At 73.1% G+C, this 18,615-nt stretch carries 18 protein-coding genes and 1 pseudogene; 8 read left to right on the top strand and 11 right to left on the bottom strand.

What is annotated here, in order from left to right:
• The coding region (locus F8271_RS21165) for a cellulose binding domain-containing protein (RefSeq protein WP_192580388.1) at nucleotides 1–465 on the bottom strand (465 nt) is incomplete at its 3' end.
• A gap of 167 nt (nucleotides 466–632) precedes the next feature.
• Between F8271_RS21165 and F8271_RS21160 the strand changes: the two genes are divergently transcribed.
• Entirely contained in the window at nucleotides 633–1,121 is a 489-nt protein-coding gene (locus tag F8271_RS21160; RefSeq protein WP_151491568.1) for a glutathione peroxidase, read from the top strand.
• Between the two features lie 61 nt (nucleotides 1,122–1,182).
• Here F8271_RS21160 and F8271_RS21155 read toward each other — a convergent pair whose 3' ends face one another.
• Entirely contained in the window at nucleotides 1,183–2,040 is an 858-nt protein-coding gene (locus tag F8271_RS21155) for a GNAT family N-acetyltransferase (RefSeq protein ID WP_151491567.1), read from the bottom strand.
• Between the two features lie 98 nt (nucleotides 2,041–2,138).
• Here F8271_RS21155 and F8271_RS21150 point away from each other — a divergent pair, with 98 nt between their 5' ends.
• The gene (locus F8271_RS21150) at nucleotides 2,139–2,813 is read left to right on the top strand and encodes an NADPH-dependent F420 reductase (RefSeq protein WP_151491566.1); all 675 of its coding nucleotides are present in this window, start codon (nucleotides 2,139–2,141) and stop codon (nucleotides 2,811–2,813) included.
• A gap of 27 nt (nucleotides 2,814–2,840) precedes the next feature.
• Here F8271_RS21150 and F8271_RS21145 read toward each other — a convergent pair whose 3' ends face one another.
• Nucleotides 2,841–4,442, bottom strand: a complete 1,602-nt coding sequence (locus tag F8271_RS21145) for a glycosyltransferase 87 family protein (RefSeq protein ID WP_192580387.1) — start codon at nucleotides 4,440–4,442, stop codon at nucleotides 2,841–2,843.
• Between the two features lie 193 nt (nucleotides 4,443–4,635).
• Here F8271_RS21145 and F8271_RS21140 point away from each other — a divergent pair, with 193 nt between their 5' ends.
• Both F8271_RS21140 and F8271_RS21135 read left to right on the top strand, forming a co-directional pair.
• Complete coding sequence (locus F8271_RS21140; protein WP_225854668.1) at nucleotides 4,636–5,493, top strand: DUF4397 domain-containing protein; 858 nt, start codon at nucleotides 4,636–4,638, stop codon at nucleotides 5,491–5,493.
• Nucleotides 5,490–6,152 carry a class F sortase gene (locus F8271_RS21135; RefSeq protein WP_225854667.1) on the top strand — a complete coding sequence of 221 codons (663 nt, stop codon included), beginning with the start codon at nucleotides 5,490–5,492 and terminating at the stop codon, nucleotides 6,150–6,152. The genes F8271_RS21140 and F8271_RS21135 overlap by 4 nt, the downstream gene beginning before the upstream one ends.
• A 9-nt stretch (nucleotides 6,153–6,161) precedes the next feature.
• Here F8271_RS21135 and F8271_RS21130 read toward each other — a convergent pair whose 3' ends face one another.
• The 5 genes from F8271_RS21130 to F8271_RS21110 form a co-directional block, all read right to left on the bottom strand.
• The gene (locus F8271_RS21130; RefSeq protein WP_151491564.1) at nucleotides 6,162–6,512 is read right to left on the bottom strand and encodes a DUF2203 domain-containing protein; all 351 of its coding nucleotides are present in this window, start codon (nucleotides 6,510–6,512) and stop codon (nucleotides 6,162–6,164) included.
• Between the two features lie 47 nt (nucleotides 6,513–6,559).
• Nucleotides 6,560–7,378, bottom strand: coding sequence for a pyrroline-5-carboxylate reductase (gene proC, locus F8271_RS21125; RefSeq protein WP_151491563.1), 819 nt, complete (start codon nucleotides 7,376–7,378; stop codon nucleotides 6,560–6,562).
• 71 nt (nucleotides 7,379–7,449) lie between these two features.
• Nucleotides 7,450–8,478 (bottom strand): 6-phosphofructokinase, encoded by a 1,029-nt coding sequence (locus tag F8271_RS21120; protein WP_091408060.1) that lies wholly within the window; start codon nucleotides 8,476–8,478, stop codon nucleotides 7,450–7,452.
• Between the two features lie 162 nt (nucleotides 8,479–8,640).
• Nucleotides 8,641–9,144 (bottom strand): pyridoxamine 5'-phosphate oxidase family protein, encoded by a 504-nt coding sequence (locus F8271_RS21115; RefSeq protein WP_151491562.1) that lies wholly within the window; start codon nucleotides 9,142–9,144, stop codon nucleotides 8,641–8,643.
• 72 nt (nucleotides 9,145–9,216) lie between these two features.
• Nucleotides 9,217–9,714 (bottom strand): polyadenylate-specific 3'-exoribonuclease AS, encoded by a 498-nt coding sequence (locus F8271_RS21110; protein WP_151491561.1) that lies wholly within the window; start codon nucleotides 9,712–9,714, stop codon nucleotides 9,217–9,219.
• Nucleotides 9,715–9,975: 261 nt separating this feature from the next.
• Between F8271_RS21110 and F8271_RS21105 the strand changes: the two genes are divergently transcribed.
• A complete protein-coding gene (locus F8271_RS21105; RefSeq protein WP_007463121.1) occupies nucleotides 9,976–10,668 on the top strand; it encodes a Crp/Fnr family transcriptional regulator in 693 nt (230 codons plus the stop codon).
• Between the two features lie 75 nt (nucleotides 10,669–10,743).
• On the opposite strand, the gene F8271_RS21100 is transcribed toward F8271_RS21105, so the two are convergent.
• Nucleotides 10,744–10,941, bottom strand: a complete 198-nt coding sequence (locus F8271_RS21100) for a hypothetical protein (protein ID WP_151491560.1) — start codon at nucleotides 10,939–10,941, stop codon at nucleotides 10,744–10,746.
• A 161-nt stretch (nucleotides 10,942–11,102) separates the two neighbouring features.
• Here F8271_RS21100 and F8271_RS21095 point away from each other — a divergent pair, with 161 nt between their 5' ends.
• Nucleotides 11,103–14,627, top strand: a complete 3,525-nt coding sequence (locus F8271_RS21095; protein WP_151491559.1) for an adenylate/guanylate cyclase domain-containing protein — start codon at nucleotides 11,103–11,105, stop codon at nucleotides 14,625–14,627.
• A 6-nt stretch (nucleotides 14,628–14,633) separates the two neighbouring features.
• On the opposite strand, the gene F8271_RS21090 is transcribed toward F8271_RS21095, so the two are convergent.
• Nucleotides 14,634–15,314, bottom strand: coding sequence for a 1-acyl-sn-glycerol-3-phosphate acyltransferase (locus F8271_RS21090; protein WP_151491558.1), 681 nt, complete (start codon nucleotides 15,312–15,314; stop codon nucleotides 14,634–14,636).
• Nucleotides 15,315–15,679: 365 nt separating this feature from the next.
• On the opposite strand from F8271_RS21090, the gene F8271_RS21085 reads away from it, so the two are divergent.
• Both F8271_RS21085 and F8271_RS21080 read left to right on the top strand, forming a co-directional pair.
• Nucleotides 15,680–16,531: a DUF308 domain-containing protein gene (locus F8271_RS21085; RefSeq protein ID WP_151491557.1), complete on the top strand. Its 852-nt coding sequence runs from the start codon at nucleotides 15,680–15,682 to the stop codon at nucleotides 16,529–16,531.
• A gap of 158 nt (nucleotides 16,532–16,689) precedes the next feature.
• The gene (locus tag F8271_RS21080; RefSeq protein ID WP_225854666.1) at nucleotides 16,690–18,171 is read left to right on the top strand and encodes a trehalose-6-phosphate synthase; all 1,482 of its coding nucleotides are present in this window, start codon (nucleotides 16,690–16,692) and stop codon (nucleotides 18,169–18,171) included.
• A gap of 20 nt (nucleotides 18,172–18,191) precedes the next feature.
• On the opposite strand, the pseudogene F8271_RS21075 reads toward F8271_RS21080, so the two are convergent.
• Nucleotides 18,192–18,615: pseudogene (locus tag F8271_RS21075) on the bottom strand (alpha/beta hydrolase); the annotation flags it as partial.

The raw sequence follows: 18,615 nt of genomic DNA, 5'->3' as shown, positions 1-18,615 counted from the left end.
CGTGGTGGGCGGCGTCGTGGTGGGTGGGGTGGTGGTCGGTGGCGTCGTGGTCGGCGGGGTGGTCCCGCCGCCGCACGCGGCACCGTTGATGGTGCAGTTCAGCGGCGCCTTGTAGGCGCCGGTGCCGTTGTATCCCCAGCTGAACGAGGCACCGGGGGCGAGGCCGCCGGCCCAGCTCTTCTTGACCGCGACGTAGTGGTTGCCGCTGCTGGTGACGTCGGCGTCCCAGGCGCTGCTGATGGTGGTGCCCGACGGCAGGTCGAACTCGATGCGCCAGGTGGCGACCGTGCCGCTGGAGCCGTTGGTGACGGTCACCCTCGTCTCGTGACCGGTCCCCCAGTCCTGCGCCTTGGTGAACGTGGTGGTGACCGTGCCGGCGCCGAATGCGGTGGTCATCGGCACCGCTGCGACGGTCACGGCGACCACGGCACCGGCCCAGAGGGCCCGGCGGAGCGATCTTTTCATGAGGCGTCTCCCGAACTGTTAGGAAACTTTCCAAAAGAGATGGTGAGACGGTACTCACGGCGTCATCAGTTCGTCAAGATGTGCATGTTTCGATTTCTCCTGGTGCGCGGAGTGCACCTGCCACGCCCCTCCCCGGCGGCCCGTCGCCCGGCGCGTAGCCTCGGCCCATGACCGTCTTCGACATCCCGATCGACGCCCTCAACGGCGGCCCGGCGGACCTGGCCCGCTACCGCGGCAAGGCGCTCCTGGTCGTCAACGTGGCCTCCCGCTGCGGCCTCACCCCCCAATACGCCGGCCTCCAGGCACTCGCCGACTCCTACGCCGACCGGGGCCTGGTGGTGCTCGGCGTGCCGTGCAACCAGTTCGCCGGGCAGGAGCCGGGCAGCGCCGCCGAGATCAGCGACTTCTGCCAGGTCAACTACGGCGTGACCTTCCCGCTGACCGAGAAGGTCGACGTCAACGGCCCGCACCGGCACCCGCTCTACGCCGCGCTGGTGGACACCCCGGACGCCGACGGGCACACCGGGGACGTCCGGTGGAACTTCGAGAAGTTCCTGGTGGCCCCGGACGGCGCGGTAGCCGCCCGCTTCGCCCCCACGGTCGAGCCCGATTCCACCGACCTCCAGGCAGCCATCGACAAGGTCCTGCCCGCCTGACGTGCCGGTGATCAAGAGGTTCGCGTCAACCCGGGGCCCGTTTCTGACGCAAACCTCTTGATCACCGCGCCGGAGGGCGGGAGGGGAAGCGCCACTGGGCCACCTGCGCGACCGGGCGGTAGCCCAGGGACTGGTAGATGTGGTTACTGGTGGGGTTGGCCAGGTCGGTATAGAGGGCGCAGGTCGTCGCGCCGGCATGCAGGGCGTGCCGGCTCGCGTGTGCCACGCAGCCGCTGGCGAAACCGCGTCCGCGCTGCCGCGGCGGCGTGTACACGCCGCTGACCCGGGCCACGCCCGCCACCGGACGGCTCAGCCAGGCCATCGAGACCGGAGCGCCGGCGTCCTCCCAGAGCCAGATCCGGTCCCCGTGCGGCAGCCGGGCGTCGACCTGACCGGACAGGTCCACCTGGGGTGCGCCCGGCGTGGTCTCCGCGGCGAAAACGGCCGCCCAGGCCACCAGCAGGTCGCGGTCCGTGGCGGCAGCCGCCCGTGCATGACCGGGTACGCCGACCGGCGGCCGGACCGCGTTCAGCTGGAAGATCCGCTGCGCGGTGCCGGGTACGGCGGTCAGGCCGGCGCGTTCGGCGTACCGCCGCGCGAACTCCGCCACGGCCGGGACCGGGCCGTGCACCTCGGCCAACGGCGGCGCCGCCCGGACGACGTACCCGGCGAGCGTTCGCGCGGCCGCGACCGGCACCGCGCCGAGCAGCGGCCCGCGCGGCGGCGTGCACACCGCCGCACCCACCGTCGCGCCGTCGTCGACCACCCGCACGAACCACTCGTCACCGGAGAGTGGCACGTCCCCGGAGAGGCGGTCGGCGACGAGCGTGAGCAGTACGTTGTGCAGGACGGGCTCGCTGCGCAGCCAGGTGCCCGCCGTGGCGGCGAAGGTCGCGAGATCCTCGACGATACAGCGCATGCCGGGCAGTCTGCGCAGCCGGCCGGCACCACGGCAACCGGAATAACCCACCGCGTCGGTCGGGAATGCGTCGCGGGTGGACGGAGTTGGGACCGAACATGACAACTGTGGGACTGATCGGCAGCGGCAACATCGGCGGCACCGTGGCCCGGCTGGCCGTGGACGCCGGCTACGACGTGGTGTTGAGCAACTCGCGGGGCCCGGAAACGCTCACCGACCTGGTCGCATCCCTGGGCGAGCACGCCAGCGCCGGCACCGCGCAGGACGCGGCGCGGGTGGGCGACCTGGTGGTGGTCAGCGTGCCGCTGAAGGCGTACCGCGCGGTGCCCGTGGAGCCACTGGCCGGCAAGGTCGTCATCGACACCAACAACTACTACCCGCAGCGCGACGGGGTCTTCCCGGAACTGGACTCCGGCGAGACCACCAGCAGCGAGCTGCTCCAGCGGCACCTGCCGGACTCGCGGGTGGTCAAGGTCTTCAACAACATCTACTTCAAGGGCCTGGCCGCGCTGGCCCGGCCGTCCGGTGCCACCGACCGCAGCGCCCTGGCGATCGCCGGCGATGACGACGCCGCGAAGGCCGAGGTGACGGCCTTCCTGGACCGCATCGGGTACGACGCGGTCGACGTCGGCCCGCTCGCCGAGGGGTGGCGCTACCAGCCGGACACCCCGGCGTACGGCACGCTCTACTCGGCCTCGCCGACCGACTGGGAGCACCCGGCACCGGGCGACGCCGAGAAGCTGCGCGCCGCCGTGGCCGCCGCGACCCGCTGAGCACCGCCGCCGCCCTCCGGCGACCGCCTACCGGGTGGCCGTACGGAGGGCGGCGGCGAGTTCGTCGTCGTAGCTGGCGATCGGCTGGCCGTCCGAGGCGTACGCCACGAGCCGCCCCTCGGCCATCGTCGCCGAGCGGAACGAGAACGTCCGCGTGCCCGGATAGGCGGCGAGCAGCGGAATGGCGCGGGGCGCCCCGCCCGGGGCCGAGTAGTACTCCAGGCGGGTCACCCGCGGGGAGACCACGCCGTTGACCCGCACCTTGGTCATCTCGGCGCGGGTGCCGAAGGTGACCGGCGCGTCGGTGCCGTAGGCGGCGCACTCGGCCGCGCCCCGGCAGACGAAGAAGTAGCGCGGGTTGACCACGTCATCGAGGGTGTACGCCTTGAACGTGGGGTCGGCACCGGCGGGCAGCGGCTGCACGGCGAAGAACGCGACCGCCACGGTGGCCGTGACGCCCACCCGCAGCCAGGCACGCCCGGCGGCCGGTCGCCTGCTCGTGCGCCGGGCGGCGACGGCGACACCGCCGAAGCCGACCAGGCACAGCAGGCACACGCCGACGGCGCGGGCGTTCTCGAACAGGAACTGCACGCCCGGCCGTGTCGAGATCGGGCCGAGGACCGCACCCAACGAGACGACCATGGCGGCGAGCAGCGCCGCGCCGGCGGCCCGCTGGGCGACGCCGGACGCGCCGATCAGCAGCATCGCGGCGAGCACCGGCCACACCTGGTGGTGGGTCCAGGACACCGGGGACGCGGCCACGGTGGCGCAGCCGACCAGCACGCCGGCGTGCCCGGGGCGGCCCTGCCGCGTCAACTGCCGGGCCCGCAGCAGCGCCGCCGCGCAGATCAGGGCCACCAGAGCGGCCCAGAGCAGGGGTAGCGTCGACTCGTCGACGCCGACACGCAGCAGCATCCCGTGCACGGACTGGTTGCCCAGCGAGGCCAGGTTGCCGATCCGGGAGGTCTGCCGGACGGTCTCGGTCCAGTACGCCCAGCTCTCGCCCGGCAGCACGATCGCGGCGAGTCCGGCGCAGGCCACGAACGTCGCGGCGGCCCGGCCGGCGTCGCGGTAGCGCCCGACGGCGAGTAAGTAGACGACGAACAGCAGCGGGGTCAGCTTGATCGCCGCCGCCACCCCGACCAGCGTCCCGCGCAGCCGGCGTGAAACGACGCCCATCCCGTCGAGCAGGGCCATCAGCACGATGAAGATGCTGACCTGGCCGAAGCGCAGGTTGCTCTGCACCGGCGCGGAAAGCATCAGCACGGTGGCCGCCACCGCCACGACGAGGGGCCGCCGGGAGCGTTGGACGGTCAGCGCCACGCTGACGGACCCGGCGACGGCGACAACCGCCGCACAGGTCGCCACCAGCCAGATCCCCTGGACCACGCCCTCACTGACGGCGGTGATCGGGCCCAGCACGAGGGCGGCGAACGGCGGATAGGTGAACGGGCCGCCGTTCTCCGCCACGTACCCGTACAACGGCCGGCCGGCGTGCAGATCAGACAGTGCGCCGTAGTAGATGTGCAGGTCGCAGAGGCGATCCGGCCGGCGCAGCACGAGCACACAGGACACCAGCGCGACGACGACGAAGGCCGTCCACGCCAGCGCAACTCGGCGATCCCGCATCGCCCGAGAATAGGCGAGCCTGCGCGCCCGGTGGACCCTCGAACGCATCTTCGGGCACGCCGACGGCGCACCGGCGGCCTACCGGCAGCGGCGCGAGAAAAACTTCGGGCGGGCAACTTGCGCTGGGGTCCTGTTCACGGGACTCTGATCCCTGAGTTGCCGCCCGCTCACCGAACGTGCCTCCGGAGGCGACATGCACACGCTTCGTACCATGCCCCGCCGGCTGCTGGCCGGCGCCGGCGCGCTCCTGCTCAGCACCGCCCTCGCCGCCACCGCCGCGCCCGCACCGGCCGGCGCGGACACCGTCGGATACGTCCGGCTCGCCCACCTCTCCCCCGACACCCCGGCGGTGGACGTCTACCTGGCCGCGCCGGGAGCCCCGAAGCCGCAGGTGTTCCCCGGGGTCGGGTACGGCGTGGTCTCCGACTACCTGTCGTTGCCTCCCGGCCGGTACGCGGTGGCGATGCGCGAGGCCGGCGCCCCCGCCACCGATCCCCCGGTGCTCACCACCGAGGTGGCGGTGACCAGCGGCGACGCCTACACGGTGGCCGGTGTCGGCCGGCACGCCGACCTCGGCCTGCGGGTGCTCAACGACGACCTGAGCGCCCCCACCGACGGCCGCGCCAAGGTGCGTGTCGTGCAGGCTTCGGTGCGGACCCCGATGCTCGACGTGGCCGCCGCGAACGGACCGACGATCGCCAGCGGGGTGCAGTTCGCCACCACGACCGACTACCAGCAGGTCGAGCCGGGCAGTTGGCGGCTGAAGCTGACGGGTGCCGGCGGGCCGAGCACCGACGCCGAGGTGCGGCTCACCGGCGGCGCGGTCTACTCGCTGCTGGTGCTGGACGCGAAGCAGGGCGGGCTCACCGCCGAGCTGCGTCGCGACGCCGAGGGTGGCACCGTCGTCCCGGCCGGCGGGGTGCACACCGGCGCCGGTGGCACCGCGGGCAACGGGATCGACGCGTACCCCCTGGTGGCCGGCGGCCTCGCCGCGGCGGCCGTGGCGGTGGCTCTGCTGCTCTTGCGTCGGCGCCGGCGCACCACCTGGTGAGCGCCAAGCCGGGCCTGTCGATCCGGCGGCACCGTGACCGCCGGGTGCCGCTGGCCGCGCTGGTCGCGGCCGGCGCGGCGGTCTGCCTGGCCGCCGGCACCGGCGTCGGGCTGGCTGGCACCGACCGGCCGCCGCCGGCGGCGAGCTGGCACCCCGGCTGCGCCGACGGCTGTCCGTCGGTGGCCGCCGCGCCCGTGCCGCAGGGTCCACCCGTGCCGCAGGGTCCACCCACGCGGGTACGCGTGCCGCGCATCGGCGTCGACTCGGCGCTCACCGTGCTGGGCCTGGACCGGGCGGGCGCACTGGTCCCGCCGGCTGATTTCGGCACGGCCGGTTGGTACGGCGGCGGCCCGGCCCCCGGGGACACCGGCCCGGCCGTGCTCGCCGGGCATCTGGACTCGCGACGCGGCCCGGCGGTGTTCGCCCGGCTCGGTGACCTGCGCCCCGGTGACCGGGTGGAGGTGTGGCGCGGCGGGCAGCGGTTGGCGTTCCGGGTGACGGGGTCGCTGCGGACCCGCAAGGACCGCTTCCCGACGGCCGAGGTCTACGGGCCGACGCCCGGCGCGGAGCTGCGCCTGGTCACCTGCGGGGGCGACTTCGACCGGCGCAGCGGTCACTACGTCGACAACGTGGTGGTGTTCGCAGTCGCCGAGGGGTGACCGACCGGGTCAGATCGGCCGGCGGCCGGCGAAACCGCACTCGGCCCGGTGGTACCAGCGCACGTCGGAGTCGCCCTCCAGCCAGCACCACAGCACAGGACGGCCGGCCCGCTCACCGGGGAAGTCGAGCAGCACCGGGGCGATGCCCTTGACCTGGATGTCGTGCTGGTGCAACTCGTCGACGACGGCGTGCAGGCGGGCCTCCAGCCCCTTCACCTCGGCCAGGCCGCCGAGGGCGCTGACGCCGTGGTCGGCCAGGTCGACCCGCAGCTCGGCCAGGTCGGCGCGGACCCGGACCAGCTCGGCGACGCGCGGTTGCAGGGTGGCCACCAGGTGCCGGGCCTGGGCGAGTGTGAACACCGGGCCAGTATGCGGCACGCGCGGGGACGCGATGCGCCCGAAATCGGTCAGTCGGCCTGGGCGGCCAGCTCGCGGGCGCGGTCCCGGGCGGCCTCCAGCGCGGCGAGCAGCGCGGCCCGGACGCCGTGCTTCTCCAGCTCCCGGATCGCGGAGATGGTGGTGCCGGCCGGCGAGGTGACCGCCTCGCGCAGCTTGACCGGGTGCTCGCCGGAGTCGCGCAGCATCACGGCCGAGCCGATGGCGGTCTGCACGATCAGCTCGTGCGCCACCTGGCGGGGCAGCCCGAGCAGGATCCCCGCGTCGATCATGGCCTCGACCAGCAGGTAGAAGTACGCCGGGCCGGAGCCGGAGAGCGCCGTCACCGCGTCCTGCTGCGACTCGGGCACCCGGATCGTCTGCCCGAGGGGCTTGAACATCTCCTCGGCGAGGGCCAGGTGCTCCCCGGTGGCGTACGCGCCGGCGGAGATCGCGGTCATCGCCTCGTCGACCAGCGCCGGGGTGTTGGTCATGACCCGGACGACCGGGGTGCCGTCGGGCAGCCGGCGGTTGAAGAAGCTGGTGGGCAGGCCGGCGCAGAGCGAGATGACGAGCTTGTCGGCCGGCACCTTGGGGCCGATCTCGTCGAGCAGCGCGGCGGCGTCCTGCGGTTTGACCGAGACCGCCAGCACCGCGGCCTCGTCCACGGCGGTCAGGTTGTCGACCACCCGTACGCCGTAGCGGGCGGTCAGCTCCTCGGCGCGCGCCGGTCGGCGGGCGGTGGCCAGCAGCCGGTCCACCGGCCATCCCGAGCGCAGCAGGCCGGAGAGCATCAGCTCACCGATCTTGCCCGCGCCGATCACCGCGACCGTGTGCACCCCGGCTGACATCTGGGCCGTACCCCCTCGGATTGGGTCGCGGCGCGGCGGACCCGCCGGCCCGCCGCGCCGTCGACCGTCGATCAGCTGCCGAAGAAGACCTCGGCCTCGGCGTACCGCTCCAGCGGCACGGTCTTCAGCTCGCGGGTGGCCTCGGCGAGGGGCACCCGGACGATGTCGGTGCTCTGCATCGCGACCATCTTGCCCCAGTCGCCGTCGTTGACCGCGTCGATGGCCTGCAGGCCCAGGCGGGTGGCGAGCACCCGGTCGAAGGCGGTCGGGGTGCCACCGCGCTGGATGTGGCCCAGCACCACGGTGCGGGCCTCCTTGCCGGTCTTGGCCTCCAGCTGCTCGGCCAGCCACTGGCCGATGCCGCCGAGGCGGACGTGGCCGAACGAGTCCAGCTCCTGGTTGGCGAGGACCATCTGGCCGTCCAGCGGCTGGGCGCCCTCGGCGACGACCACGATCGGGGCGTACTGGTGCTGGAAGCGCTTCTCGACGTAGCCGGCCACCTGGTCGACGTCGAACTGCCGCTCCGGCAGCAGGATGACGTTGGCGCCACCGGCCAGGCCGGCGTGCAGGGCGATCCAGCCGGCGTGCCGGCCCATCACCTCGACGACCAGGGTGCGGTGGTGGCTCTCCGCGGTGGTGTGCAGACGGTCGATGGCCTCCATCGCGATGTTGACCGCGGTGTCGAAGCCGAAGGTGTAGTCGGTGGCGCCCAGGTCGTTGTCGATCGTCTTCGGCACGCCGACCACGTGCACACCCAGCTCGTAGAGCTTGGTGGCGACGCCGAGGGTGTCCTCGCCGCCGATCGCGATCAGGGCGTCCACGCCCTGCGCGGCGAGGTTGTCCTTGATCCGCTCGACGCCGTTCTCGATCTTGAACGGGTTGGTCCGGGACGAGCCGAGGATGGTGCCGCCGCGGGGCAGGATGCCGCGGACGTCGGCGATGTCCAGGGGACGGGACAGACCCTCCAGCGGGCCCTTCCAGCCGTCCCGGAAGCCCACGAACTCGTGACCGTAAGTGGCGACGCCCTTGCGGACCACCGCCCGGATGACCGCATTGAGACCCGGGCAGTCGCCGCCGCCGGTGAGCACGCCGATACGCATGATCCGCTCATCCTCCTGGAGCATCAGGTAAAGCCCGATATGCCCCAGGATATGTGTCAGGTCAGACCATCGGCGCCGTTGCCGGCCCGGGGCGGGCCGTCACTGCGCACTGTAGTCGGCCTGAGGTTGCGACGACAGCGCGCCCCGGGTGGCGGACCCCGGTCAGTAGGTCACCTCGTGGTTCTCGCCGGCCGTCGGTGGCCGGCCGGTGACCGCGGCCTTCGCGTAGCCGAACAGGTTGACCACCGTGCTGTTCGGCGAGTCCCAGTACTCGGCCGAGCTGGCGTGCACCTTGATCAAGGTGAGCTCCGGGGTGTCCAGCCCGTCCGGGAACCACGCGGTGAGCAGCGGGTTCCACAGCCGCTCGGCACGGGCCCGGTCGAACTCGTCGGTGGCCGTGCCGGAGATCGACACCCAGGCGTGGTGCCGCTGGTCGGAGAAGGCGACGTTGACCTCCGGATTCACCCGGATCTGACGGACCTTGGCCGAATCGGCGGAGGCGAAGAACCACAGGTCGCCGTCGAACTCGGCCTCCTGCAGACCCATCGGCCGGCTCACCTGCCGCCCGTCCAGGGCGATCGTGGTGAGCATGCAGATCCGCGCTGCCCGGGCCAGCTCGGTGACCCGGCCGCGGGCCTCGGTGGCGCTGGTCGGCTCGTTGCTCATGGCACTCTCCCTCGGCTCGTCGAACCGATGCCCGGGACAGAACCGGTCAAAACCTCCGCCGTACGACCGCTTTCACCGCGACGTCATGGCCCGCCAGCGGGCCAGGTTGTGCCGGGCGTCGACCAGGGCGTCATGGCGGGCCGCGTCCGCGTCCGGCAACGTCGGCCGGCCACGGTCGTCCCAGAGCTGACGCAGCTCCTTGGTGAACCGGGGGATCTCCCTCGGCAGCGCCGGCATCGCACCCCAGAGCTGGGCGAGCACCACGTGGTCGTACGCGGCGAACCAGGCCCACAACTCCAGCTGCTCCCCCGGCCGGTCCCGGATCGGCTCCATGAGGAAGTCGTAGAGGTCGTCGCGGATGCGCTCCCGCGAGCGCCAGGCCCGGTCGGCCGGCGAGGGCAGCTTGTCCAGCACGTTGCGCCGCACCCAGGGCACGGCGCGGGAGTCGTCGAACTCGGTGGAGACCGCGTAGAACTCGCGGCCGTACTCGTCGACGACACCGATCGACACGAGGTCGACGAGCCGGCCGTCCTCGATGAACTCGCAGTCGTAGAAGTAGCGGTAGACCATTCCGGAAATCCTCGTCCACCGCCTCCCGGCGGTGCCCGGCGGGGCCGGCCAACGGCCCGGCCCGGGCCGCCGACGAGGGGGTACGCCGCAGCTCGCGACGGTCACGGAAGTGCTTCGAGGGGTGTACAGCAAGCGACCGGACCGTCATGATCTGATGTGTACCGCTACCGGACGCCGAACCGGTGTCAGTTCACCTCGTCAGGGCCATCAGGTTCACCCGGTGAGCGAGTTTGTGGTCCATGACCGGGGAGGGGTTGGACCGTGGAGATGCGCCTGCCGGAGCCGGGTGACGCGCTCACGGGTGTCGAGATGTTCGCCGGGCTGGAGCCTGAGGTGCGGCAGCGCGTCATCGCCGCCGCCGTTCCGCGCACCTACCGCAAGGGCCAGCTGCTCTTCGTCGAGAACGACCCCGGCGAGTCGCTGATCGTGCTGCGCCGAGGCGCGGTGGCCGTCTTTCGCACCGCGCCCACCGGCGAACGGGCCGTGCTGTCGGTCATCCGTCCACCGGACGTGCTCGGTGAGGTCTCCCTGCTCGACGCGTCCACCCGATCCGCCTCGGCAGAGGCCATCGAGGACTGCGCGGCGCTCGCGCTCTCCCGTGGGGCGTTCATGGAGCTGGTGCACTCCAACCCCCGCATCCTGGACGCGGTGATGCGCTCGCTGGGCGGGCTGATCCGCCGGCTCACCGAGCAGAACGCCGACCACGTCTTCCTCGACCTGCCCGGCCGGGTGGCCAAGACGCTGGTCCGGTTGGCCGGCGAGAGCCAGGCCCCGATGATCACGATCGAGCTCAACCAGAGTCAGCTCGCCGAGATGGCCGGCGGCTCCCGGCAGAGCGTCAACCAGGCGATCGGGTCGTTCGCCAGTCGTGGCTGGCTGCGCACCGAGGGGCGCCGGATCGTGGTGACCGACGTGGCCGCGCTGCGCCGCCGCGCCGGCATGAACGACCGCTGACCCACCGGTACGCGCACGACGCGGCCGAGCCGCCCGTGGCGACCCGGCCGCGTCGACGCGTCACCGGCTGTTGCTTCAGACCCCGGAGCTGCCCGGGCCGGCCCACTTGTCCGGGCCCTTGCCGTCCCCGCTCGGGCCGTGGGACTGCTCGCTGACGATCCCCTCGGCCTGAAGCGTGGCGAGCGTGGCGGCGTCGACGTCCACCGATTCGCCGGCGGAGTGGCTGACCCCGTTGCCGTCGGTCCAGTCGCTCTCCAACTTGACGTACACCATTGACCTGTCCCCCTCTGGTCGCTGATCGACATGTGGCTGACTGAATGTAGTCCGCTTCTGCCCGGATGGACTGTCCACAAACCAACAGGCCGGTACGTGACAGGTACACCGGGGGCGATACTCGCTTGCAGGCGACGCCGTGGGCGTCGACCGGTTCGCCAGTGGAGGGTGTCATCGCCGCGCAGTGTGGGCGCTGTGGACGGACGGCCGCCGACGGCGACCGCTTCTGCGGTGGCTGCGGCTCCGAGCTCGGTGCCGTCTGCCCGCACTGCCTGCGTCCGCTCGCCTCCGACGTCACGTTCTGCACCTCGTGCGGGTCGCCCCGGCCGGGCGCGGACCGGCCGGCCGCGCTCACCCCGCAGGAGGACCGCCGCCGGGTGAGCGTCCTCTTCATCGACCTGATCGACTTCACGCCGTACGTCGAGCGGGCCGACCCGGAGCAGGTCCGCGGCATGCAGACCGGGTTCTTCTCCGCGGCCCGCCGGGTGGTCGGCCAGTACGGCGGGGTGGTGGAGAAGTACATCGGCGACGCGGTGATGGCGCTCTTCGGCGCACCCGTGGCCACCGAGACGGACGCGCTGCGCTGCGTACGGGCCGGGCTTGAGCTGCAACGGGTGCTCACCCGGTTCGCGCCGACCGGCAGCACCGAGCTGCGGTTCCGGGTGGGGGTGGCCACCGGCGAGGCGCTGGTCGACGTGGCCGCGGCCCGCGACGGCGGGCAGGCGATCGTGGCGGGCGACGTGGTGAACACCGCCTCCCGGATGCAGTCGGTCGCGCCGCCGGGCGGGGTGCTGGTGTGCGGTACCACGCACGCGCTGACCAAGGACGCGATCCGCTACGAGGAGCAGCCGCCGGTCACCCTGCGGGGGCGGTCCGCGCCGACCGAGGTGTGGCTCGCGCTGTCGCCACTGCGGCGCCAGCCCACCGACCGGGAGCCGGACACCACGCCGCTGGTCGACCGGGAACACGAGCTGGGCATGCTGGTCAACGCCCTGCACCGGTCACTGCGCGATCGGCTGCCGCAGGTGGTGACCATCTTCGGTCGGGCCGGCATCGGCAAGAGCCGGCTGCTGCGCGAGCTGTACAAGCACACCGGCCGGCTGGTCGACGAGCCGCTGACCTGGCGCACCGGGCGCTGCCCGCCGTTCGGGGAGAACGTCACGTTCGCGGCGCTCGCCGACATCGTGAAGTCCGAGGCCGGCATCCTGGACACCGACCCCGCCTCCAGCGCGGCGCAGCGGCTGGCCGCCGCCGTCGGTGAGCTGATCGGCCCGGCTGAACGGGACCGGGTGGTCGACGCGCTGCGCCCGCTGGTCGGGTTGCCCGGCACGCCGCTGCCGGCCGAGGAGGCCGAGTCGGCGTGGCGGCGGTTCCTGCTGGCGCTGGCCGCTCACCGTCCCACCGTGCTGGTCTTCGAGGACCTGCACTGGGCCGACGACGCGATGCTGCGCTTCGTGGAGCTGCTCGGGGCGGCGGCCCGCGACGTGCCACTGCTGCTGCTGTGCACCGCCCGACCGGAACTGGTCGACCGCGACCCGAGCTGGGCCGGCACCATCACCGGTTCGGTGACGATCACCCTGCCGCCGCTGCGGGACACCGGGATCGCCGCGCTGTACGCGCACATGTTCGGCCAGGCCGCGTTCTCCGCGGACATGTTGAGCCCGCTGATCGAGGTGGCCGGCGGCAACCCGCTCTACGCCCACGAGTACGTCCGGATGCTGATCGAGCAGGGCGCGCTGCGTCAGTCCGGGCGGGGCTGGTCACTGGACAAGCACCTCGAACTGACCATGCCGGAGAGCGTGCACGCGGTGATCGCCAACCGGGTGGACCTGCTCGACGCGAAAGACCGGGCGGTGCTGCTGGCCGCCTCGGTGGTCGGCGTGCAGTTCTGGCCCGGCGCGGTGGCCGCCGCGCTGGGGCAGCAGGTCGAGTCGGTGGAGCGTTCGCTGCGCCGGCTGGAGCAGCGTGACTTCGTGCACGAGCAGGCGGCCTCGACGATGGCCGGGCAGGCGGAGTTCCGGTTCCGGCACGTGCTGGTGCGCGACGTCTGCTACCAGCGGCTGCCGCGTACCGAGCGGGTGGCCCGGCACGAGCGGGCCGCGGACTGGCTCGACGCGTTGTCGCACAGCCGCGACACCGACCTGGCCGAGGTGCTCGCCCACCACCGCTGGGCGGCCCACGAGATCGCCCGTTCCCTCGGCATGGAGGTCCGCCGGTACGCCGCACCGGCCCGGCAGGCGCTGCACCGCGCGGCCCGCCGGGCGTACGCGCTGCACGGGTTGGACGCGGCGGCCGCGCACGCGGGTCGGGCGCTCGGCCTGGCCGACGACAGCGACCCGGTGGGCCGGCTGCAACTGGAGCTGCTGAGCACCGAGATCTCGTTCTACCGCGACGGCAACGGGTTCCTCTCCGGCGGCGGGCCGGAGCAGGTGCACGCGCTCGCCGACCGGCTGATGGCACACGGTGACAACGCCTGCGCGGCACGGGCGTGGACGCTGCTCGGGCAGGCCGCCTGGCTGCGCGCCGACCGTGGTGACGCCCTGGCCTGCCTGGACCGGGCCGTGCAGCTGTTCGAGTCGCTGCCGGACACGCCGCAGAAGGCGGACGCGTACGCGGAGCTGGGTCGGCTGCACATGCTCAACTACGAGCGGGACCAGTCCGTGGCGGCGGCGGAGATCGCCGCGGAGATCGCCGAGCGGCTGGGTCTGACCGAGACCCGCACCAACGCCCGGATCACCGCCGCGACCGCCCGCTACCAGGCCGGGGACCGGGTCGGCCTGGACGAGCTGCACGCGATCGTCGAGTTCAGCCGCGCCGGCCAACTGCTGGCGCTGCCCCGCGCCACCCAGAACCTCGCCTGGGCGATCCGGGAGGAGGGTGACTGGCTGCGCTCCGACGCCCTGCTCTCGGCGGCGCCGGCGCGTACCGCCAGCGGCCAGACGTTGACCACCAGCTACTCGGCCGAGGCGATGCGCGCCTGGTTCGAGGGCGACTTCGGCCGGCTGCTCACCGCGGCGGAGGCGTTCGTGGACACGCCGACCGGCAGTTGGGACATGCAGGTGCGGGGGCTGCGCTGCTGCCTGCTGGTGCTGCGCGACGACGACGATCCGGACGACCTGGGCGACGCTCTGGACACCGCGCGGCGCAGCGGGTTCCACCGGCTGCGCTGGACGATGCTGGGCATGGCGGCGCTGTGCCGGGCGTTGCAGGGGCGCGTCGACGAGGCGGCGGAGCTGATCGACGAACTGGACCGGTCCTGGTCGGCGGTGCCGGCCCTGGCCAGCGGGGAGTGGATCGCGGCGGCCGCGTACGCCGCAGCCCTGGCCGGCCGGGACGCGGCGGTGCGGGTCCGGGCGATGCTGGGCCGGGTCGGGCATCGCACGCCCTGGTCGGAGGCGGCGCTGCGGACCGTGACGGCGGCCCTGGCCGCCGCCGACGGCGACCACCGGCGCTCGGCCGAGCTGCACCTGGCCGCCGCCGAGACGTACGGGCGGATTCCCGACGTCAGTGACCGGGTACTGGCGCTGGCGCTCGCGGCGGCGGAGCTGACCCGCGCCGGCGACACGGTGGACGCGCGGGCGCCACGCGCCGAGGTACGCACCTTCGCGCTGCGCAACGACGCTCCCGGCCTGCTGGGTCTGGCGGGGCGGCCGATCAGCCCGGCCGGGCCGGCGGTGGCCTGCTGAGCCGGCTCAGGCGGCGGCCGGCTCCTTGAGCTTCTGCGCGTAGATGTCGACGTACTCGCGGCCGGAGAGTTCCATCAACTCGTACATGATCTCGTCGGTGACCGCACGTTCGACGAACCGGTCGCCGGCCGACCCGGCGTAGCGGGAGAGGTCCAGTGGGGCGCCGACGCGGATCCGCACCCGGTCGATGCGGGGGATGAGCGTGCCGGGCGGCTGGATCTCGTCGGCGTTGAGCATCGCCACCGGCACCACCGTCGCGCCGCTCTCCAGGGCGAGCCGGGCCACCCCGGTCTTGCCGCGGTAGAGCCGCCCGTCCGGGGAGCGGGTGCCCTCCGGGTAGATGCCGGCCACTCCCCCGGCGCGCAACACCCGCAACTGGGTGTCCAGCGCGGCACGGGCGGCCCGGCCGCCGGAGCGGTCCACCGGGATGGTGCCGGTGCCGACGAAGAACAGCTTGGTCAGCCAGCCCTTGATCCCCTTGCCGGTGAAGTACTCGGCCTTGGCCACGAAGGTGACCCGCCGCGGGATGATCAACGGCGTGAAGATCGAGTCGGAGAAGGAGAGGTGGTTGCTGGCCAGGATCACCGGGCCGGTCGCCGGCACGTGGTGCAGGCCCTCCACCTGCGGGCGGAAGATCAGCTTGAGCAGCGGACCGAGGAGAACGTACTTCAGCAGCCAGTAGAGCACCGGCGTCCTTTCCGTGGTGTGCCCGCGACAGCACCATGCCCGGGAGCGTGTCGACGAGCCTACGAAGCACGCGCCCGCACCACAACGGACGAGAGCCGCCGGCGGGCGCATCGATCGCCGGCAGTGCGGCGGCGGGTGCGTCGAGTCGTCCCGCCGCCAACGATCATCGAGATAGCACGTGTCGCGCAAGAACGGACAAAGAAGCCCTGCCGCGACCTGCGGCGGTAGCCGTGACTTTGGAAGACGCGACACAACGCACTCCCGGAACCATGCCCTGACGTGTCACGATTCAGAGCACGGCGTGCGGACGGGCGCCGACGGGGCAGGCAGGCCGCGCCGGAAGGCGCGTTAAGGGGGATGTCCGGGTGTCAGCGGGTGGGGCCCGCCGGGGACGGCGGGACAACGGGCTCGACGCGAGCGAGTACGCCGTCGTCGGCGACGTCGATCCGCGCGTCGGCGAGCACCTGCTCGACGTGCTGGCCGCCGGTGGGATCGCCGCGTACCTGCAACCCTCGGCCGACCTCAACCCGGTCACCCGCACCACCACCGTCCCGGCCCGGCCGGTCGACCGGCTCTACGTCGACCGCTCGCACCTGACCACGGCACGGGACTATCTGACCCAGCTCGCCGACGAGACCTCCCCGGAGCAGCCGCCGGCGCGTGACGAGCCGGACATCGACGCCGAGTGGGCCCGGATCGTGGCGGGCTTCCACACCACCTCGACGGTCGGCGAGCACCCGTGGCCGGCCTCCGAGGACGTGGACGAACGCGACACCCGGGACGAGCCGGCCGCCGGTCCGCTGGCCCGCACCGGCGGCGACGAGGCCGGTCCGACGGCCACCGACGTCCGCCGGCTGCCGTCCGCCACCGACATCTCCGGGATCTCGGTCGGTCGGGGCACCCGGCCGGACGAGCCGTCGCTGCTGGACGGGCTGGACACGTTCGGCGCCGATCTGCCCGACGACGAGGACGACGAGGGTTACCACCCGCCGCCGCCTCCGCCGCTTCCCCGGATCTCCAAGTACGCGGTGGTCGGCGTCCTCGCGGTCGTGGTGGGGTTCGTGCTCTTCCTCTTCCCGTCGTTGCTCCCGGTGGACCGCTCGGCGGTCACCCTGTTCGGGTTCACCGGCATCCTGGCCGGTTTCGTCACGCTGATCTGGCGGCTGCGCCCCGGCGACGAGGAAGACGACGACCCGGACAACGGCGCCGTCGTCTGATTCCGGCCCGCATCGCGGGACGACGCCGCCCCGCCCGGGGCGTAACAGTGGTGTAACTTACTGTCAGTAGGAATACCGCTGTACGTCACTTCCCCCGCTGGCTGACCGGTTTTCTCCTGCTCGTGGCGGTCAGTCCTCTGCTGATCGGAATGCCCGAGATGCGACAGAGTTCCCTCGTGGTGGTCGCCAACCGCCTCCCCATCGACGACAATCAGGCCCCCGACGGGGCCTGCGAGTGGCGGCGCAGCCCCGGTGGGCTGGTCAGCGCGCTGCACCCGCTGCTACGGCACACCCCGGCGACCTGGGTCGGCTGGGCCGGCGGCACCGGGCCCGCCCCCGCCCTCCCCGACGTGGACGGCGTCCGCATGCACACCGTCGCGCTCAGCCAGGACGACCTCCGCGACCACTACGAGGGATTCGCCAACGCCACCCTCTGGCCGCTCTACCACGACTCCGTCGAACAGCCCCAGCACCACCGCCGGTGGTGGGAGGCGTACCAGCGGGTCAACCAGCGCTTCGCCGAGGCGACCGCGGAGGTGGCCGAGCAGGGCGGGGTGGTCTGGGTGCAGGATTACCACCTGCAACTGGTCCCCGGCCTGCTGCGGGCGCTGCGGCCCGACCTGCGCATCGGGTTCTTCCTGCACGTGCCGTTCCCGCCGCCGGAGCTGTTCATGCAGCTGCCCCGCCGCGCCGAACTGCTGCGCGGCATGCTCGGCGCGGATCTCGTCGGCTTCCAGCGGGTCCAGGCGGCGCACAACTTCGCCCAGCTCGTCACGAGGGTCCTGGAACTGCCGGCCACCGACCGGCGGATCGGTGTCGACGACCGGGTGGTGCGCATCGGCGCGTTCCCGGTCTCCATCGACACCGCCGAGATGGCCGCCCTCGCCGCCCGCCCCGACGTGGCCGCCCGCGCCCGCCGGCTCCGTCAGGATCTCGGCGACCCCCGACAGGTCATCCTCAGCGTCGACCGGATGGACTACACCAAGGGCATCGAGCAGCGGCTCAAGGCGTACAGCGAGCTGCTCGCCGCCGGCGACGTCAAGGTCCGCGACACGGTCCTCGTGCAGGTCGCCATGCCCAGCCGGGAACGCGTCGGCCAGTACCAGATCCTGCGCGAACGGATCGAACGTGAGGTCGGCCGGATCAACGGCGAGTTCGGCCGGGTCGGCGAACCGGCCATCCACTACCTCACCCAGCCCTTCGACCGGGCCGAGCTGGCCGCGCTCTACCGGATCGCCGACGTGATGGCGGTGACCCCGCTGCGCGACGGGATGAACCTCGTCGCGAAGGAGTACGTCGCCGCCCGGGTCGACGACGACGGCGCACTGCTGCTCAGCGAGTTCGCCGGCACGGCCGCGGAGCTGTCCCAGGCGTACCTGGTCAACCCGCACGACCTGGAGGGGCTCAAGCAGGGGCTGCGCGCGGCGCTGCGGGCCAGCCCGGCCGACGTCACCGAACGGATGCGGGCCATGCGCGCCCACCTGCACCAGCACGACATCCGGGCCTGGGCGCGCTCCTACCTCAGCGCGCTGGACGAGAACGGCGCCCTGGTCAGCCGCCTGACCAGCGGGGACGACACCGTGCGGGTGCCGCGGCCGGCGACCCGGGCCACCTCCGCCACCCAGCACGCCGGCGGCTGACCGGCCGTCGGCCGGTCAGTTCAGTGCGCGGCGGGCGCCTTCTCCAACCAGTCCAGGATCGCGTCGATCGGCTCCACCCACCGCGCGTCCAGCATCAGGTCGTGCCCCATGCCGGGGAAGAGCAGCGGGGCCGACCCGTACCGGCGGGCCACCCGGGTCAACGTCGACGACGGCACCACCCGGTCGTCCGGGCTGCCCAGCACCAGCACCGGCGGCGCGCCCACGGCCGGTTCGGCCTCCGGCTCGCCCAGCAGCGCCCACTGCGCCCGCCGGCCGGCCCGACCGAGCCGCCCAACGTGTCGGCGGGCCTCCTCGTCGGGCAACTCGCGGCTGAACAGCTGCGACCGGCTGAGCCGCAACGGCCCGCCGAACACCGCCGGCAGCGTGCCGGCCGGGTTGCGGCGCAGCGCCGCCCCCAGCACCCCCCACCCGCCGAAGACCGGT

This window comes from Micromonospora sp. ALFpr18c (genome assembly GCF_008868155.1).
GTDB lineage: Bacteria > Actinomycetota > Actinomycetes > Mycobacteriales > Micromonosporaceae > Micromonospora.
This window is presented reverse-complemented; position numbering and strand designations above follow the sequence as displayed.

Coding starts and splice junctions, on each gene's coding strand:
- F8271_RS21150 (WP_151491566.1), top strand. CDS start 2,139: ATGACAACTGTGGGACTGATCGGCAGCGGCAACATCGGCGGCACCGTG.
- F8271_RS21080 (WP_225854666.1), top strand. CDS start 16,690: ATGCGACAGAGTTCCCTCGTGGTGGTCGCCAACCGCCTCCCCATCGAC.
- proC (WP_151491563.1), bottom strand. CDS start 7,378: ATGTCAGCCGGGGTGCACACGGTCGCGGTGATCGGCGCGGGCAAGATC.
- F8271_RS21100 (WP_151491560.1), bottom strand. CDS start 10,941: ATGGTGTACGTCAAGTTGGAGAGCGACTGGACCGACGGCAACGGGGTC.
- F8271_RS21110 (WP_151491561.1), bottom strand. CDS start 9,714: ATGGTCTACCGCTACTTCTACGACTGCGAGTTCATCGAGGACGGCCGG.
- F8271_RS21120 (WP_091408060.1), bottom strand. CDS start 8,478: ATGCGTATCGGCGTGCTCACCGGCGGCGGCGACTGCCCGGGTCTCAAT.
- F8271_RS21155 (WP_151491567.1), bottom strand. CDS start 2,040: ATGCGCTGTATCGTCGAGGATCTCGCGACCTTCGCCGCCACGGCGGGC.
- F8271_RS21160 (WP_151491568.1), top strand. CDS start 633: ATGACCGTCTTCGACATCCCGATCGACGCCCTCAACGGCGGCCCGGCG.
- F8271_RS21145 (WP_192580387.1), bottom strand. CDS start 4,442: ATGCGGGATCGCCGAGTTGCGCTGGCGTGGACGGCCTTCGTCGTCGTC.
- F8271_RS21115 (WP_151491562.1), bottom strand. CDS start 9,144: ATGAGCAACGAGCCGACCAGCGCCACCGAGGCCCGCGGCCGGGTCACC.
- F8271_RS21140 (WP_225854668.1), top strand. CDS start 4,636: ATGCACACGCTTCGTACCATGCCCCGCCGGCTGCTGGCCGGCGCCGGC.